The sequence below is a fragment of the Limosilactobacillus agrestis genome, from assembly GCF_014145585.1.
Lineage (GTDB): Bacteria > Bacillota > Bacilli > Lactobacillales > Lactobacillaceae > Limosilactobacillus > Limosilactobacillus agrestis.
Map to the genome: position 1 here is coordinate 1 of NZ_JACIVF010000029.1, position 16,523 is coordinate 16,523.

Consider the following 16,523-nt stretch of genomic DNA (forward strand, 5'->3'; position numbering starts at 1 on the left):
AAGGATACACCTGTACCCATGCCGAACACAGAAGTTAAGCTTCAACACGCCGAAAGTAGTTGGGGGATCGCTCCCTGCGAGGATAGGACGTTGCCATGCATTATTCCGGCATAGCTCAGTTGGTAGAGCACCTGACTGTTAATCAGGTTGTCGTCAGTTCGAGTCTGACTGCCGGAGTTTATGTTAAAAGTATCGATACTTATGGTAATCGATACTTTTTTATTTTACATAATGATATAATCGCTGTTATAAATTGTCTGGAATTTTAGCTATTAATTTGAATTAAGTGTTTTCACTGGTTGATTAGCATGATATAATATTAATGTTTGTTAGATTGCCAACTTAGCTCAGTCGGTAGAGCATCTCCCTCGTAAAGAGAAGGTCGGAGGTTCGATTCCTCTAGTTGGCATTATAAAGGATTTATAACCAATTAGAAGTCTACAGATTAGGCTGACAAAGCTTATTATGTAGGCTTTTTTGTATACTTAAAGTGAATATCTGGATATCTGTCAACTTGTATGGTTGACAGAAGATACTTCCTACGAAAATATAAATGCGCTGCACACACAACCGGCTGTGTGTAATGAAAAATTTTTGGAAGTTATAAGCAGTCAATAGAGGGTCATGGACTACCAAAAATGATAAATTAAGACTCCGTTTTTATTTATGGCATCCTGCTTGGATCTCTTTTGATTACGGCAATATCTTTATAAAACGATACTTACAAACAAGAGCAAGATTGTTGCACCATCATTATTTTTGTTGAGAAGTTCAAGAATGACTTTACTTAATTGAGAATTACCATAACTTTTAAATTTATTAATCAGTTTAGTTAATTGTAGTCTTCCTTCTGTCCCTTTATTCATTAAATCATCTATTAAAATACCAAGAGCCGTTGATAAGTTTTACAGGGTAATTGACCTAGCATTGTTTAAACCACCATGCTCAAGGCGAAAAATAAATTGATAAGTTATTTAATTCTGTTAATTGTTGTTGAGTCATATTAAGCTTGTGTTGATAATTGGTGACGTTTTTTTATAATTGTTCCATAATGATTATTCTTTACTTTTGGGGTATATATACTAAACTTACTAAGTAAACAGAGAGAAAACATTTTGAAAATATTTCTCGACAAATTTCAAATTAACTTGACGGGCATAACGAGATAATATATAATTATATCCGTTAAGTTATTCCGGCATAGCTCAGTTGGTAGAGCACCTGACTGTTAATCAGGTTGTCGTCAGTTCGAGTCTGACTGCCGGAGTTTATAAAGATGTTAGCTGCTGGCTAGCGTTTTTTTTTAAATAAATTGTCCGAAGTAGGACTATATGTTCTATTAGAATAGACAACTAATAATCTTTTTAAAATTATAAAATACGAGGAGAAATGAAATGGAGAGCGCTATTAGGCAGTATGAACGTGATTGGCAGTCGTTTAATCGGATTTACCAACAGATCGCCATGGCTAACAACATAACGTTTGGTGAGTTATCAATGTTGTTAGCATTAGAGTGTCATAAGTTTTATGCGCCTAATAGACAACTAGTTTTAGATACTGGGCTGTCTAAGCAAACAATAAGCTCAATGGTACAAAAATTAACTCAGCAGGGAATAATGGTTTCAAAGACTAATCCTGCTGATAAACGTAGCCGAGTAATTACATTGACAGCTGCAGGTCAAAAATGGGCAATAAAGATTTTAAATGCGATTCATACAGTTGAACGATGCGCAATGGTAGAAGTTGGCATAGCTAAGGTCGAACAATTAAATAAGATTAATGCAGAATTGATTGGAAAAATGAAAGAACAGGTGAGAAAATGAGTTACCTTTATTTAGTAATAGCAATTATTGGTGAAGTAGTAGGAACGACCCTCCTAAAAGTATCAGATGGTTTTAGCAAACTTGGCATTGGCATTTTAAGCCTATTACTTTATGGAGTTTGCTTTATAGCTCTTTCCTTTGCCCTTAAGCAAGGAATGAGTCTTAATGTTGCCTATGCAGTTTGGTCAGGAGCAGGAATTGTTTTAACGTCACTTATCGGAGTCCTAATTTGGCGTGAAGCGATGCAGCCGGTTCATATACTTGGCTTGGCGTTAATTATTGCTGGTGTAATTGTTGTCAATCTTTTTGGAAGTACCCATTAAAATACGAGAACTTGTATGAAAAAATTTCTTATTCAGGTTCTCGTTTTTATGTTGCCTTCTTATTATCAAAAAAATTGTATAAAATATGTAATAATAATATACTAAATTATAGTTAGACTGGTATATATTTTGGAGAACGGAGGGTTAATAATGCAATTCAAAAAGGCAATGTTATTAGCGACAAGCGTATTTACGCTTAGCATTTGTGTTAGTGGTTGTGGTAATGAGTCTAATGCAAACAACAAGAGTAGTAGTTCCCGAATTTCGTCAGTAAAGAAACAAGAAGCACAGATTGTTGGCTCTTATCGTGATGATGCCGATGGAGCAGCTATTATCCTTAATTCAGATGGGACTGGGACATATGTAATGGCAAATCCGACGCAGGCTGATATTCATGATCAATTAACCTGGAAGAAGGAAAAGAAGAATTACATCATTAACCTGAATGATAGTAATTATCATACGCCGATCGATGCGCGGCTAAATAAAGATAATTTGAGCCTCGTAGGTAATAATGAGTGGCCTAATCAATCATTTACTAGAGTTCATGGTGATTTTAATATCGATAGGTTCTTGAAAGAGCAACATACGAAAACAAATAATTCTACATCTAGGAATACTAATTCTAAGGAATCATCGACTCATGCACGAGCAGCACTTAAGAAATGGGCGAGTGATCACCACAAAGACACCAGTAAGATTGATAATTTGAAGGCCACAACTGACCTATCTGAACCAGATGAGGGTTGGGCCTTTGTTGATGATAATGGAACTGAATATGCCATTGTTCGACACGGAAAAGTTTATCCACGTCCGGTTATTGATGGAGATACTTCGGCTAATTAATAATCTTAGCGACAAACTTAATAAAATAAACAATTATAGCTCATACATGCGTTTGCGTTCTCATCAAAAACTTATTTTTCAATTGACGATGTTTCGAGACACGTTTATAATAGTACTATTCTGAATTTTATTGTTAAAGTTTTTTAATGTTTAGAATACGTATTCAATTAACATTGTGCTAATTGAAAAGTGAAATTATTTGGAGGAATTGTATGAGTAAACAAAAGAATTTGGATACCTCCTTCTTTGGACAACCGCGTGGATTGTCGACATTGTTCTTCACTGAAATGTGGGAACGTTTTAGTTACTACGGAATGCGGGCTATCCTTCTATTCTATATGTACTTTGCGGTTACTAAGGGTGGCTTGGGAATGGACCAGGCTACTGCAGCATCAATTATGTCAATCTATGGTTCATTAGTTTACCTAGCTAGTGTAATTGGTGGGTGGCTTTCTGACCGTATATGGGGATCACGGCGAACGGTCTTCATCGGTGGTGTCCTTATTATGTTTGGGCATATTGTTTTGGCATTACCATTTGGTGTGTCAGCACTTTATGTATCAATCGCTTTGATTGTTATTGGTACCGGGTTATTAAAGCCAAATGTTTCAGAAATGGTTGGGGGCTTATACAGTCCTGAAGATCGTCGTCGAGATTCTGGCTTTAGTATGTTCGTCTTCGGAATTAACTTAGGTGCGGCTGTTGCTCCTTGGGCTGTCCCTTGGGCTGCTAATGGTTTTGGCTTAAACCTTTTCCATGGTGAAATGAACTTCCACGCTGGTTTCTCACTAGCTGCGATCGGAATGTTTTTTGGTTTAGTTCAATATGTAGTTGACGGTCGGAAGTATCTTTCAAAAGACAGCTTATATCCTGATGATCCGATCGATAAGGAAAGTTTACGTCCAGTAATTATTTGGTCAATTGTTGGTGTTATTGCATTAGTAATTATTCTTGGCTTGCTTGCTGCAATGGGACAACTAAACATCAATAATATCATTACAATTATTACGGTTATTGCTATTGCTTTACCAATTTACTACTTTGTAATGATGTTGAATTCCAAGAAGGTTACAAAGGATGAAAAATCACGGGTTGTTGCATACATTCCACTTTTCATTGCTGCTGCTATCTTCTGGGCAATTGAAGAATCAGGTTCAGTTGTCTTAGCCCTTTTTGCTGAACAACGGACTATTTTACATATTGGTGGTTGGCACTTTGCTGCTGCTAACTTCCAAACATTGAACCCACTATTCATTATGCTCTTGACCCCATTCTTCGTTACGCTTTGGGATCACTGGAAAAAACAACCGAGTGCTCCTGGTAAGTTTGCTGCTGGGTTAGTAATTGCGGGTCTTTCATATGTTTGGATGGCTCTTCCTGCTATGATTCATGGAACAACTGCTGGACGGGTTAGCCCATTTTGGTTAGTTGGTTCATGGTTCATCGTTGAAATTGCCGAAATGTTGATTTCACCGATTGGCCTTTCAGTAACTACTAAACTTGCACCAAAGGCATTTAGGTCTCAAATGATGAGTATGTGGTTCTTGGCTGATGCTGCTGGACAAGCGGTTAATGCCCAAGTTGTTAAGTACTACTCATCAGCTACCGAAGTTCCATACTTCTTAATTATCGGGGCTGTAAGTATCGTCTTCGGATTGATTCTTTGCTTATTCGTTAAGAAGATTCATGGTTTGATGGATGGTGTAGACTAAAAATTATATATTAAGAGATCGAGAATAATTCTTGGTCTCTTTTTTTATGAGGTGAGTTATGAAAATCGCAGTAAGCAGTGACCTTCATTTAGATTTAAACCATGTTAATGTTGCGGAATTTGTTTCTCAACAGGCGCATTATTTAACCCGTCAAGGAATTGACCATTACTTTTTTGTGGGGGATGCCTTTAATGATTTTGAGCAAACCAGAGCATATTTTGCGGAACTGCAATCGCAATTGCCTACCACAAAGGTGCATTATCTTGCTGGTAACCATGATATGTTAAAAGGGGTCACTTATGAACAATTAGAAAATTTAGATGATGACCTATATTTCCATAATCGTTCTATCGATATTCCCGAAACAAATTGGCGGATTATTGGTAATAATGGCTGGTATGATTATTCATTTTCAACGTATGAAAGTAAGGCAGCTGAGGTCACACGATGGAAACGGGCATATTGGGTGGATCGTCTAATTATACAACCGATGAATGATCCAGAACGAATGGTAATTGTTTTACATGAAGTTGAAAGGGCCTTAAAACAAGCCCGCCTTGAGAATAAACGGGTTATCTTTATGACTCACTTTGCACCGATTAGAGAAGCTCTCTCGCATCCGCTTATTAAGTCAGCACGGCGTCAACGGATGTGGGAGATGACGACAGCAATGTTGGGCAGTAAATACTTAGGAGCGTTACTAGCTAGATTCCCAGAAGTGAAAAAAGTTTTCTATGGGCATCTTCATTATGTTAGGCCATTAATTACCGTTGAAAATATTGAATATCATAATCAAGCAGTTGGGGTTAAACGTAAAAGTGGTGGAGAATGGAAAGGAACAAGCCTGCTAGATCAATGGATTAATCGCCTTTATACTAAAAAAATCTAGTTTTTCAAAAAAATAAGAAAAAACACTTGCAATGAGATTAGAAATTAGGTATTATAATAAACGTTGATTGATACGGAATATTTGATCAAGCAACTTCTTGGAGGAGTAGCGAAGTCTGGTTAAACGCGACGGTCTGTAAAACCGTTCCTTCGGGTTCGGCGGTTCGAATCCACCCTCCTCCATCTTTATTATTGGGCTATAGCCAAGCGGTAAGGCAACGGTTTTTGGTACCGTCATGCGCTGGTTCGAATCCAGCTAGCCCAACTGTTATTAAAAGGCTAAGAAAAACATTTGTTTTTCTTAGCCTTTTCTAGTTCAAAAATTTTAAATTATATAAAAAAGGAATGACAGCTAATGCCTAAACAAGGTCATTTTGCTAAAAGCATACGAACTAAACAACTAAATGATTTCAAGGTGAAACGCAATGCAACGGGTGCAATCATTGATGATGAACAGTTAACAGACTTCCTAGTGGTTCGCTTTGCTTTAACAGCTAAGAAGAGGGTTCAATCTGGGGCTCAAGAAACTGTTCAACGCTTCTTGATTGAAATTTGTGATTCTTTACAAGAGGATAATGGAGATTTACAGGTGATCATTCCGAATTTACTAATGAGCCTTAATGCTCGGGTACCTTGGCAATTTTATCCAGCGATTTTGGAAGAATGGGATTTACTTCAAAAATTTTTGCAAAAAGAACTTCCTGCAGTCCCATTAAAAAAGCGTCTACGAATTAGGCGAATAGTCACAACGCAGGAAATGGAGACGTTAATTGCGAAGTTATTGGTAAGAAAGATTACTGCAATTACATTTATTAAGCAGCCAGGAGCTGATCAAAATAGGAAGGATCAGATGGCGACGATGATGCTAACGACGATCTATCATGAGCAGACAATTGAATGGGACAAGGTACGGTTGTTATTGGCACCATTTAAATTTGAAATTGCTCCTGACCTAGATGAGGAAACAAAAGGTTGGCTAAAAAAATTAGCAGAAAAATAATGGCGTTGACTTTCCTTCTGCTTCCTTGGTAGAATTAAATCGTTATTGCAGAGCTGTGGTGGAGTTTTTATCACCGTGGCTCTTTTTATTTTGATTTTAAAGGAGGAAGTGAAAAGCAATGGCAGAAAAAAACAATTCACGTATTTATCTCGCAATTGGTTCACTTGCATTATTAACGTTTATCGGAATTTTGAATGAAACATCGATGAATGTCACATATCCAGAATTATCTGCTCAGTTTAACGTATCGCTTGACGTTATTCAGTGGATTACAACTGGTTATTTATTGATGGTAACAATTACGATGGGGACGACTGCCTATCTATTGCGCCAGTATCAAGCGCGTTGGTTGCACTTATTTGCGGTATCATTTTTTATTGTTGGCGACTTGCTGTGTGCTCTGACTGGTAATTTTCCTATTTTGTTAACGGGGAGATTGATTCAAGCGATTGCTACGGGGTTAGCAACACCAATCATGTTCCATTTGATTTTTACGGAGATTCCGCGTGAAAGAATTGGAATGATGACTGGATTGGCTGCAATGGTTATTTCGTTTGCACCAGCGCTGGGTCCAACATATGGTGGTGTCGTTTCAGAAATGCTATCATGGCGGATGATCTTTTGGATTTTACTACCAATTGTTTTGATTAGTCTTGTCTGTGGTCAACTTTTTATTCGTAATAAACCACTTGGAAATGATAAAGCATTTAGTTATGGAAGCTTAATTACGTTGGCAATTGCCCTTATTAGTATAATTAGTGCTGTCTCATCAATTGGAAAACAAGGATTTGGAAAGCAATTTTGGCTTTTATTATTAGTAGCAATTATTTTCTTTAGCGCCTTTATCTATATCAATAATCATGGTAAATCAGAATTGTTTGACTTAAAGGTATTTAAGGTTGTCCCGTTACGTCTATCAACTGTCACTTATTTTAATTTACAGTTTATTAATATTGGCATTTCGCTTGTTATTCCTATTTACGTTCAATATGTTTTGCACTCTTCTGCAATTGTAGCGGGTCTTATTTTATTTCCCGGGTCATTAATCGGCGCTTTTATCTCGCCATTTGCCGGAACCCTGGCTGATCGTTATGGCTTTGCTACGCCAGTAATTTTTGGGGGGATTTTTTTAGTTATTGGCACAAGTTGCTTCGGTATTTTTCAACGTGATTTAACACCATTACTAATAACGATCTTCTTTGTTATTTTGCGAATAGGGTTTAACTTTGCTTTTTCTAATACAATTTCCAATGCTTCAATGTTGGTTCAACCGCAAAATGCCCCCGATGTAAATTCGATTTTTAATATGGTTCAACAATTTGCTGGCTCACTGGGGACTAGTCTCCTTGCATCCACAATTGCTTTATTCCAAATGGGCAACAGTGGTTCAATGATAGGACGTACGTATGCCGGGGGACGATTTGACTTTATCTTATTAGGAGTTTTAGCAATCATTACTTTGTTAATAATGATCACTAACTATCGTATGCAACAAAAGAAGGAAAGTATTTCATAATAAGTGGTTGAATTAGTCTAATAAGAATGTATAATGTGGCTTAATTAATACAAGTTATTATAAGTTTTTTAAGAAAGTGACTATAAGTTAAAATGACACATTCTATCGTTCACTTTATGGTGAGCAATCAGGTTTTTACACTGTTTATTTGTCTGGCAATTGGCTTTTTGATTGGAAATTATAAAATTGCGGGTAAATTTAATATTGGAGCGACGGTGGGGACATTAATTGTAACCTTAATCGTGGGGCAGATTGGAAGTTTTCCCCGGAATGAAATGCTAGGAACGATTTTCTTTGGTGCCTTCATGTTCTCTGTTGGTTATCGGATCGGGCCCCAGTTATTAGTTAGTTTAAAATTATTTGGGGTTCGCATTTTAATCGCTAGTATTTTCTGGATGGTTGTTGCGTTTCTAGTTGGGTGGAGTCTTTTTTCTGCCTTTAAGATTGGACCGGGGATCGCTGCCGGAGTTATTTCAGGGGCCCTTACCCAGTCAGCTACTGTTGCTAGTTCGTTGCAAACGATTGGATCTTTACCAGTTAGTCAAAGTGTCAGAGCAACTTATGAGGCTCAGCTACCAGTTGCCTATGCTTTAACGTATGTTTTTGGAACATTAGGGATAATTATCTTTTTACGTGACCTTGCACCTAAAATGTTAGGGATTTCGATTGCTGAACAAGGTCCTAAAATGGCCGAACGTTATCACTTTCATGCGAAAAATCCTAACCCAACTTGGCGGCGTACATATCGGATTGCGACTGATTCGCCACTTATTGGCAAAACGCTTGAAGAATTTAATTGGCGGTCTAATTACCGAATTATTGGGTTAGCTGCTTTTCATGATGGCAAAATGACTGACCACCTTGAATATCAATTACAGGCTGGTGACTTGCTAACTGTTATTGGTTATGCCGTTCATTTTGATCGATTAATGCGAGTACCAGGATTAACTGAAGTTTTGACGCCGACCAATGCTCCTCGTGAACGAGCCTTTGTCCTAGGGAAAAACTTTAAACCGGGGGAGTTAGCACTTCTTAGGCAACATGGAGTCTTTGTAAATATTCAGGACCCAATCAGTGGGAGCCAACAGTTGATTAACCAGTTGCGGCCAGGAGATGTGATTTCGCTAACTGGTAATACTTCGCGAACAAAGGCAATTTTGAAAAAGATGGGACGCTGGAAAGCTGCAGATACAGCAATAAATTATTCTTTGTTTTCTTTAGGAATCGGTTGTGCTTCCCTTTTAGGAATTATCGGGCTAAAATTAAACAGTATTCCGTTGCAACTGGGAAATGGAACGGCGGCTTTAATTATGGGACTAATCCTGAGTTCGTGGATTGAACGTCATCGTGACCGTAAATCTATCCCTGTAACGGTAACTAGTTTTCTTCAGAGTTTTGGACTAACGCTTTTTGTGGGGACAGTCGGTTTGCAATCAGCTCAAGCATTTACAAGTGCAATTAAGTCGTTAGGTATCGGGGTCTTGTTTGTTGGGGCGATGATTTCGATAATGCCACATTTGCTAACACTGTTCTTTGGACGCTATGTGTTGAAAATGGAACCTCTTGCTTTAATTGGCGCGTTAACTGGTTCAGGAACGATTGCAGCAGCCATGAATGAGATTTCGCAAAAGGCAGGTCCGGAAGGTGGAGCATATTATGCGGCTGCCTTTACTCCGGCGTTTGTAGTTGGTAATATTGGAATTACATTACTAGGGCCGATTTTTGTGGCACTACTATCATAATTTATTCGCTTAGAAAGGGCGTGCAAAATTATAATGCAACAATTTTTTACAATTTTAGGTGGAATGGGGACGCTGGCAACAGAAAGTTATGTACGTCTGTTAGATAAGAGAACGCCAATTCATCGTGATCAAGATTACTTAAACTATTTAGTTGTTAACCATGCAACCGTTCCTGATCGTACTACATGGATTCTTGATCATAGTCAACCAGATCCTAATGAAGCCCTGATTGAAGATATTAAACAGCAAAGTCTTTTGAATCCTGCATTCTTTGTCTTGATTTGTAATACAGCCCATTACTCTTTTGATAAGTTACAGGCAGTAACGGAAATTCCAATTCTCAACATGTTGCAAGAAACAGTTAATGAGATAAAGAAGATTAAGCCGGATGCAAAGCGGGTTGGTCTATTAGCCACTAAGGGAACTTTGGCAGCTAACTTATATGATCCTTATATTGAGAAGGCTGGGTATGAACTTATCAAGCCTACTCCTGAGATTGCCGAGATGACAGAAGACTTGATTTACCATGATATTAAAGAGGCTGGTCATTCTGATGGCAACAAGTATCATGAGCTAGTGCGGAAAATGATTGAAGAACAAGGAGCAGATGTAGTCGTTTTAGGTTGTACTGAATTATCTTTTGCGGAAGAGATGGACCCTGAAACTGCATACCCTGTTGCCGATTCGCAATCAATTATTGTTGATCGCTCCCTTGAACGAGCATTGAAATTACGACAAAATAATAAAAATTAAAAATTAGAGACTGGGGGAAGAAAGTGATTTCCACGGTCTCTAATTTTTATTAATCTTTTGGTGATATTTCAAGAAATTGGTCTAGATTTTTGGGATGGTGTAAAATATACACATGCGCAATATCTATGGCGTAAGGAGGAAAGAAAATGAGTTCACCTGTTTATATTCAAATTCACAATCAGTTAAGACAAAACATTGAAGATGGTGAGTGGAAAGTTGGCGATAAAATTCCCGCTGAACGCGAACTCGCTAATGACTTCGGTGTCAGTCGAATGACTCTCCGGCAAGCAATTCAAGCATTGGTTGATGAAGGAATTCTTGAGCGAAGAGTTGGCTCCGGAACTTTTGTCGCAAATCGTAAAGTTCAAGAAAAAATGTCAGGAATAACGAGCTTTACTGAATTAATGCATGCGACAGGGAAGAAAGCTGCTAGTAAGACGATTTCTTACCACTTGACGATCCCTTCGCAAACAGAGGTTGAAAAATTAAAGTTAGCCCCAGATGAACAGGTTTTACGAATGGAACGGGTTCGTTATGGAAATGATGTGCCAATTTGTTATGAAATTGCAACTGTTCCTGCTAACCTTGTTCAAAAATTTAGTAAGGAAGAAATTACCACGTCTTTTTATCGGACACTAGAAAAAAAAGCAAACCTTTATCCTGGTCATGCAACCCAGCATATTTCAGCAACGAAGGCGACAGAAAAGATTGCTAACTACTTGCAGATTAAGCGAGGGGATGCTCTCTTACGAATGACCCAATTATCTTACTTACAAGATGGTCGTCCATTTGAATATGTCCATACTCAATATGTTGGATCGCGGTTTGAATTTGTCTTTGAAAAGTAATCAAGACAAATCCATGTTACAATACTGATTAACGATATTACTTTTGAGAGGAATTATACTAATGAAATTTGATTATCCGGATGATAGCCTTACCCTTCATACTGATGCGTATGAATTGAGTATGATGCAGACCTACTGGAAAAAAGGAATGGGTGACCGTCGTGCTGTCTTTGAGGCCTTCTTTCGTAAAATGCCATTTGATAATGGGTACGCTGTTTTTGCCGGGTTAGATCACATTATTCGCTATGTAAAACAATTACATTTTACTGATAGCGACATTGAATATTTAAAGTCTACGAATCAATTTGACGATGACTTTTTAGAATACTTACGTAACTTTAAATTTACGGGTTCAATCAGCAGCTTTGAAGAAGGAGATTTGGTATTTAACCATGAACCGATTATTCAAGTTGATGCGCCGATTATTGAAGGACAATTGATTGAAACAGCAATTTTAAATATTCTTAATTATCAGATTATGATTGCGACAAAAGCTTCACGGATTAAGTCGATTGTCGGCAACCAAACTGTAATGGAATTTGGCTCACGTAGGGCACAGGAATTGGATGCGGCTTTGTGGGGAACACGAGCAGCATACATTGGTGGTTTTGATGCTACAAGTAACGTCCGTGCAGGTAAATTATTTGGGATCCCGATCTCCGGAACCCATGCCCATGCCCTTGTACAGGTATACATGAATGATTATGACGCATTTAAAGCCTACGCTGAAACGCACCATGATTGTGTTTTTCTTGTGGATACTTTTGATACCTTAAAGAGCGGGGTGCCAAACGCAATTAAGGTTGCCAAGGAATTTGGTGATAAAATTAATTTTATCGGTGTCCGGATTGATAGTGGTGATATGGCTTACCTATCTAAAAAAGTTCGGAAAATGCTAGATGATGCTGGCTTCCCAGACGCAAAAATCATTGCATCTAATGGGTTAGATGAAAAGACGATTCAAAACCTGCAAATGCAAGGCGCCAAAATTGATACATGGGGAATCGGAACTAAATTAATTACTGCCTACGATCAACCAACTTTAGGAGCAGTATATAAATTAGTAGCGATTGAAGATGCAAATGGCCGGCTTGTTGACACGATTAAAATCTCTAATAATGTAGGAAAAATGTCAACTCCCGGTAAGAAACAAGTATGGCGAATTAATGATCGGGCAGATCGCAAGAGTGAAGGGGACTATATTACATTGGTTGATGAGGATCCTCGTAATGAAAAATCACTCAATATGTTTAACCCAAACTTCCCGCTCCAGCAAAAGGACGTGGAGGATTTTACGGCCCGGCCAATGCTGAAGCCAATTTGGCAAGATGGCAAGTATGTTTATGGCGAGCCAACCTTAGAGGAAAGTCGTCAACACCGTTTTGACAGCTTAAATGCTTTATGGGATGAATATAAACGCGATTTAAACCCAGAAGTATATCCAGTCGATTTATCGCAGAAATGCTATGATAATAAACTTAAATTAATTCACCAGGTTCATGAATACGTTAAATCATTGAATAAGTAGAGGTAGTTTGTCGTGCGAAAGTATCAAGAAGAAATAATTAATGCATTAGGGGTTAAACCACAAATTGATTCCCAAGCAGAAGTAACTAAGCGTGTTCAGTTCATCTGTGATTTTCTCCAAACCACTAAGATGAAGACACTGGTATTAGGGATTTCTGGCGGACAAGATTCAAGTTTAGCGGGCCGACTTTCACAATTGGCCGTCGAAAAGCTGCGAGAAGAGACTGGCGACAATGAATACCAATTTATTGCAGTCCGACTTCCATATGGTGAGCAGGCTGATGAATCGGACGCAATGTTTGCAATTAATGACTTTATTAAACCTGATAAAATAATGCGGGTTAACATTAAGGCGGCGACTGATGCGATGGTGGCATCCCTAAATGAAGCAGGCACGCCAATTAGCGATTTTAATAAGGGCAACATTAAAGCTCGCGAACGGATGATTGTCCAATATGCGATTGGCGGAGAAAATAAAGGGGCAGTAGTAGGAACTGATCACGCCGCTGAAGCAGTAACGGGTTTTTATACTAAGTTTGGGGATGGTGGCGCAGATATTACACCACTTTCTGGCTTGGATAAGCGGCAAGGAAAAGCCCTATTACAATCCTTAGGAGCTCCCGCAATGCTTTATAATAAAACACCAACTGCGGACTTGGAAGAAGACAAACCAATGCGTCCGGATGAAGAAGCGCTTGGTGTTCGCTATGATGAAATCGACGACTATTTAGAAGGTCATGAAGTTTCGCCAGCAGCTGCTGAAAAAATTGAAGGCTGGTATCGGCGAACACAACATAAGCGTCACTTACCGATTGCACCATATGATACTTGGTGGAAGTAAATTGATTATAAAATGGGAGGCTGGGAATCAACCCAGTCTCTTTACTGGTTTTAAGGAGGATGACAATGGAAGAAGAAACACTTCAACTTGTTAGTAAACAGTTACCAGATATTCGCCCTCAACAAATTAAAGCGGCTCTCGGATTGATGGATGAGGGAAATACGATTCCTTTTATTGCCCGTTACCGTAAAGAAATGACGGGAACGCTTGATGAAGTTCAATTGCAAGCTATTCGGGACGAGTATCATCGGGTAACTACCTTACGGGAACGGCAAGCAACAGTTATCAATAAAATTAAAGAGCTCGGTAAGCTAACGCCGGCGCTCGAAAAGCAAATTAACAGTGCAACCGAATTGCAAGAAGTGGAAGACCTTTATTTGCCATATAAGCAAAAGCGGCAGACAAAGGCCCAGAAGGCTCGTGAACATGGCTTGGCACCATTAGCAAATTGGCTGTTATCTTACCCTGATGATGATTTAAGTGCGAAGGCGCAAGAGTTTATTACTGATGATGTTCCTGATGCTGAAAGTGCATTAACAGGGGCGCATGAAATTTTAGCCGAAGCAATTAGTGAAATGGCCACGGTCCGAAGCTGGTTACGAAATTATACTGCCCAACATGGTCAATTAGAGACAAATGTAAAACGTGGTGGGGAAGAAAAAGATGAACTAGGGACTTACAAGCAGTACTATGAGTTCACTAGTCCAGTTCAAAAATTAAATTCTTATCAAATCTTGGCCTTTAATCGTGGAGAAAAAGAAGGGATTATTAACGTAAAAATCATTTTAGATGAAGAACCAGTAATGAATTATCTTCGTTTCCGTTTGATCAAAACTAGTAAGAAAAACGATGCGACTGCCTTTATTGAAGAAGCCTACAAGGATGCTTACAAGCGCTTCTTGGGTCCAGCAGTTGAACGGGAACTGCGGCGACAATTAACAGAAGGCGCTGATGAACAAGCGATTAAGGTTTTTGGTGAAAATCTCTATCATTTATTGATGCAAGCCCCAATTAAGGGAAAAGTTGTGTTAGGCTTTGATCCTGCTTACCGAACTGGCTGTAAGTTGGCGGTCCTTGATGAAAATGGAAAATTTTTAACTAAAGCAGTTATCTATCCACACAAGCCGGCGCCAGAAAAGCAACGGGCGACAGCAGAAAATGAGTTTATTGACTTACTAGAGAAGTACCACGTTGAAATGATTGCGATTGGTAACGGGACAGCTAGTCGGGAATCAGAACAGTTTGTTGCCGAAGCTCTTAAAAAGATCAAACGGCCAATCTATTATGTAATCGTAAATGAAGCTGGTGCCTCTGTCTACTCTGCAAGTAAGGAAGCACGTGATGAATTTCCTGACCTGCATGTTGAACAACGAAGCGCGATTAGTATCGGTCGTCGTTTGCAAGATCCGCTTGCGGAATTAGTCAAGATTGATCCACAAGCAGTGGGAGTTGGCCAATACCAACACGATTTACCGAAGAAAGAATTGAGTGACGAACTAGAAACAATCGTTGAACGGGCAGTAAATCGGGTTGGTGTTAACCTCAACACAGCCAGCTACCAGTTATTGACTCGTATTTCCGGACTTAATAAAACGATCGCAAAAAACATTGTTACCTATCGAGATGAAAATGGACGTTACACAAACCGAACGCAGCTAAAGAAAGTGCCACGGTTAGGGCCTAAAGCTTATCAACAATCTGTTGGCTTCTTACGAATTATTGGTGGAGAAAATCCATTTGATAATACTGATGTCCACCCAGAAAGTTACCAGGTTGCAGAAAAAATCATTCAGGCCGCTGGTGTTAATATGGATGAGTTGGGAACGCCAAGCGCTGATGATAAATTGAAGAAAGTCGATATTAATCAATTTACAGATGACCAAGTAGGAATCGAAACTGTTACTGATATTATTTCTTCATTACAAAAGCCAGGTCGAGACCTTCGTGATTCAATGCCGGCACCATTGTTACGTCATGATGTGATGACAATTGAAGACCTTAAACCAGGAATGAAACTCCAAGGGACTGTTCGAAATGTTGTCGACTTTGGGGCCTTTGTTGATATCGGTGTTAAACACGATGGACTAGTTCATGTTTCAAAGATGAGTAAGCAGTTCATTCGTGATCCACGGGCAATCGTAGCCGTTGGTGATATTGTGGACGTGTGGATTGATGATGTTGACTTGAAGCGTCAGCGCATTCAATTAACAATGCTTGAACCGGAGACAGTCACAAATGACTAATGCTGAATTACAACAATTGACCGAACGGTGGTCAAAAGAATACTTTGGGCGAGAATTTACGCACAAGGTATTTTTTAATAGACGGTTAAAAACAACCGGTGGACGTTATCATTTAAGTGACCACCATATTGATATCAATCCGTTAATGTATACTGAATTTGATCTTTATAACCTTCGCCAAGTGGTCCTTCATGAATTGTGCCATTATCATCTACATTTATTAGGAATGGATTATCACCATCGCAGTAGAGAATTTAAGGCCCTATTGGCACAGGTTGGGGGATCAAGATATGCGCCACTAACTAGTAAAAGAAAGGTAAATTCCAAGAAAAAATGGCATTATATATGTACCGGCTGTGGTGTTAAAATTGCGCGACAACGGCGTTTCAATACCCAACGATACGTTTGTCGTCGATGCGGACACAAATTTATTTTGAAAAATTAAAAAAAGTTGTTGCCAG

General features: G+C 38.8%; 14 protein-coding genes, 5 tRNA genes and 1 rRNA gene. All 20 read left to right on the forward strand.

All coding sequences use genetic code 11. From position 1 onward, the window contains the following. A 5S ribosomal RNA gene (gene rrf / locus H5R88_RS01895) occupies positions 1 to 99 on the forward strand; the annotation flags it as partial. A gap of 5 nt (positions 100 to 104) precedes the next feature. Further along, positions 105 to 177, forward strand: a tRNA-Asn gene (locus H5R88_RS01900). A gap of 159 nt (positions 178 to 336) precedes the next feature. Next, a tRNA-Thr gene (locus H5R88_RS01905) sits at positions 337 to 409 on the forward strand. A 785-nt stretch (positions 410 to 1,194) separates the two neighbouring features. After that, positions 1,195 to 1,267, forward strand: a tRNA-Asn gene (locus tag H5R88_RS01910). A 127-nt stretch (positions 1,268 to 1,394) separates the two neighbouring features. After that, complete coding sequence (locus H5R88_RS01915; RefSeq protein WP_182600117.1) at positions 1,395 to 1,823, forward strand: MarR family winged helix-turn-helix transcriptional regulator; 429 nt, start codon at positions 1,395 to 1,397, stop codon at positions 1,821 to 1,823. Continuing rightward, positions 1,820 to 2,146 carry a DMT family transporter gene (locus tag H5R88_RS01920; protein ID WP_182600118.1) on the forward strand — a complete coding sequence of 109 codons (327 nt, stop codon included), beginning with the start codon at positions 1,820 to 1,822 and terminating at the stop codon, positions 2,144 to 2,146. The genes H5R88_RS01915 and H5R88_RS01920 overlap by 4 nt, the downstream gene beginning before the upstream one ends. A 150-nt stretch (positions 2,147 to 2,296) precedes the next feature. Then, positions 2,297 to 2,992, forward strand: coding sequence for a lipocalin/fatty acid-binding family protein (locus H5R88_RS01925; RefSeq protein WP_182600119.1), 696 nt, complete (start codon positions 2,297 to 2,299; stop codon positions 2,990 to 2,992). Between the two features lie 212 nt (positions 2,993 to 3,204). After that, positions 3,205 to 4,704, forward strand: a complete 1,500-nt coding sequence (locus H5R88_RS01930; protein ID WP_182600120.1) for a peptide MFS transporter — start codon at positions 3,205 to 3,207, stop codon at positions 4,702 to 4,704. Between the two features lie 58 nt (positions 4,705 to 4,762). Then, positions 4,763 to 5,593, forward strand: a complete 831-nt coding sequence (locus tag H5R88_RS01935; protein WP_182600121.1) for a metallophosphoesterase — start codon at positions 4,763 to 4,765, stop codon at positions 5,591 to 5,593. Between the two features lie 99 nt (positions 5,594 to 5,692). Next, positions 5,693 to 5,775: transfer RNA gene (locus H5R88_RS01940), tRNA-Tyr, on the forward strand. Between the two features lie 10 nt (positions 5,776 to 5,785). After that, positions 5,786 to 5,857 (forward strand) — tRNA-Gln (locus H5R88_RS01945). A gap of 90 nt (positions 5,858 to 5,947) precedes the next feature. Beyond that, entirely contained in the window at positions 5,948 to 6,592 is a 645-nt protein-coding gene (locus H5R88_RS01950; protein WP_182600122.1) for a P-loop NTPase family protein, read from the forward strand. Between the two features lie 118 nt (positions 6,593 to 6,710). Beyond that, on the forward strand, positions 6,711 to 8,108 hold the full coding sequence (locus tag H5R88_RS01955) for an MFS transporter (protein WP_182600123.1): 1,398 nt from the start codon (positions 6,711 to 6,713) through the stop codon (positions 8,106 to 8,108). Positions 8,109 to 8,200: 92 nt separating this feature from the next. After that, entirely contained in the window at positions 8,201 to 9,850 is a 1,650-nt protein-coding gene (locus H5R88_RS01960; RefSeq protein ID WP_182600124.1) for an aspartate-alanine antiporter-like transporter, read from the forward strand. 33 nt (positions 9,851 to 9,883) lie between these two features. Next, on the forward strand, positions 9,884 to 10,603 hold the full coding sequence (locus H5R88_RS01965; RefSeq protein ID WP_182600125.1) for an aspartate/glutamate racemase family protein: 720 nt from the start codon (positions 9,884 to 9,886) through the stop codon (positions 10,601 to 10,603). Positions 10,604 to 10,749: 146 nt separating this feature from the next. Then, positions 10,750 to 11,451 (forward strand): GntR family transcriptional regulator, encoded by a 702-nt coding sequence (locus H5R88_RS01970; RefSeq protein WP_003666262.1) that lies wholly within the window; start codon positions 10,750 to 10,752, stop codon positions 11,449 to 11,451. Between the two features lie 61 nt (positions 11,452 to 11,512). Continuing rightward, entirely contained in the window at positions 11,513 to 12,979 is a 1,467-nt protein-coding gene (locus tag H5R88_RS01975; RefSeq protein ID WP_182600126.1) for a nicotinate phosphoribosyltransferase, read from the forward strand. A 12-nt stretch (positions 12,980 to 12,991) separates the two neighbouring features. Then, positions 12,992 to 13,819 (forward strand): NAD(+) synthase, encoded by an 828-nt coding sequence (gene nadE / locus H5R88_RS01980; protein ID WP_182600127.1) that lies wholly within the window; start codon positions 12,992 to 12,994, stop codon positions 13,817 to 13,819. A 65-nt stretch (positions 13,820 to 13,884) separates the two neighbouring features. Further along, complete coding sequence (locus H5R88_RS01985) at positions 13,885 to 16,062, forward strand: Tex family protein (protein WP_182600128.1); 2,178 nt, start codon at positions 13,885 to 13,887, stop codon at positions 16,060 to 16,062. Next, the gene (locus H5R88_RS01990) at positions 16,055 to 16,507 is read left to right on the forward strand and encodes a SprT family protein (protein ID WP_182600129.1); all 453 of its coding nucleotides are present in this window, start codon (positions 16,055 to 16,057) and stop codon (positions 16,505 to 16,507) included. Before H5R88_RS01985 ends, H5R88_RS01990 begins: the two co-directional genes overlap by 8 nt. Positions 16,508 to 16,523 lie beyond the last annotated feature (16 nt).

Excerpts from the sequence above, each read along its gene's own strand:
- H5R88_RS01915 (WP_182600117.1), top strand. The coding sequence starts at position 1,395 with ATGGAGAGCGCTATTAGGCAGTATGAACGTGATTGGCAGTCGTTTAAT.
- H5R88_RS01920 (WP_182600118.1), top strand. The coding sequence starts at position 1,820 with ATGAGTTACCTTTATTTAGTAATAGCAATTATTGGTGAAGTAGTAGGA.
- H5R88_RS01925 (WP_182600119.1), top strand. The coding sequence starts at position 2,297 with ATGCAATTCAAAAAGGCAATGTTATTAGCGACAAGCGTATTTACGCTT.
- H5R88_RS01930 (WP_182600120.1), top strand. The coding sequence starts at position 3,205 with ATGAGTAAACAAAAGAATTTGGATACCTCCTTCTTTGGACAACCGCGT.
- H5R88_RS01935 (WP_182600121.1), top strand. The coding sequence starts at position 4,763 with ATGAAAATCGCAGTAAGCAGTGACCTTCATTTAGATTTAAACCATGTT.
- H5R88_RS01950 (WP_182600122.1), top strand. The coding sequence starts at position 5,948 with ATGCCTAAACAAGGTCATTTTGCTAAAAGCATACGAACTAAACAACTA.
- H5R88_RS01955 (WP_182600123.1), top strand. The coding sequence starts at position 6,711 with ATGGCAGAAAAAAACAATTCACGTATTTATCTCGCAATTGGTTCACTT.
- H5R88_RS01960 (WP_182600124.1), top strand. The coding sequence starts at position 8,201 with ATGACACATTCTATCGTTCACTTTATGGTGAGCAATCAGGTTTTTACA.
- H5R88_RS01965 (WP_182600125.1), top strand. The coding sequence starts at position 9,884 with ATGCAACAATTTTTTACAATTTTAGGTGGAATGGGGACGCTGGCAACA.
- H5R88_RS01970 (WP_003666262.1), top strand. The coding sequence starts at position 10,750 with ATGAGTTCACCTGTTTATATTCAAATTCACAATCAGTTAAGACAAAAC.
- H5R88_RS01975 (WP_182600126.1), top strand. The coding sequence starts at position 11,513 with ATGAAATTTGATTATCCGGATGATAGCCTTACCCTTCATACTGATGCG.
- H5R88_RS01985 (WP_182600128.1), top strand. The coding sequence starts at position 13,885 with ATGGAAGAAGAAACACTTCAACTTGTTAGTAAACAGTTACCAGATATT.
- H5R88_RS01990 (WP_182600129.1), top strand. The coding sequence starts at position 16,055 with ATGACTAATGCTGAATTACAACAATTGACCGAACGGTGGTCAAAAGAA.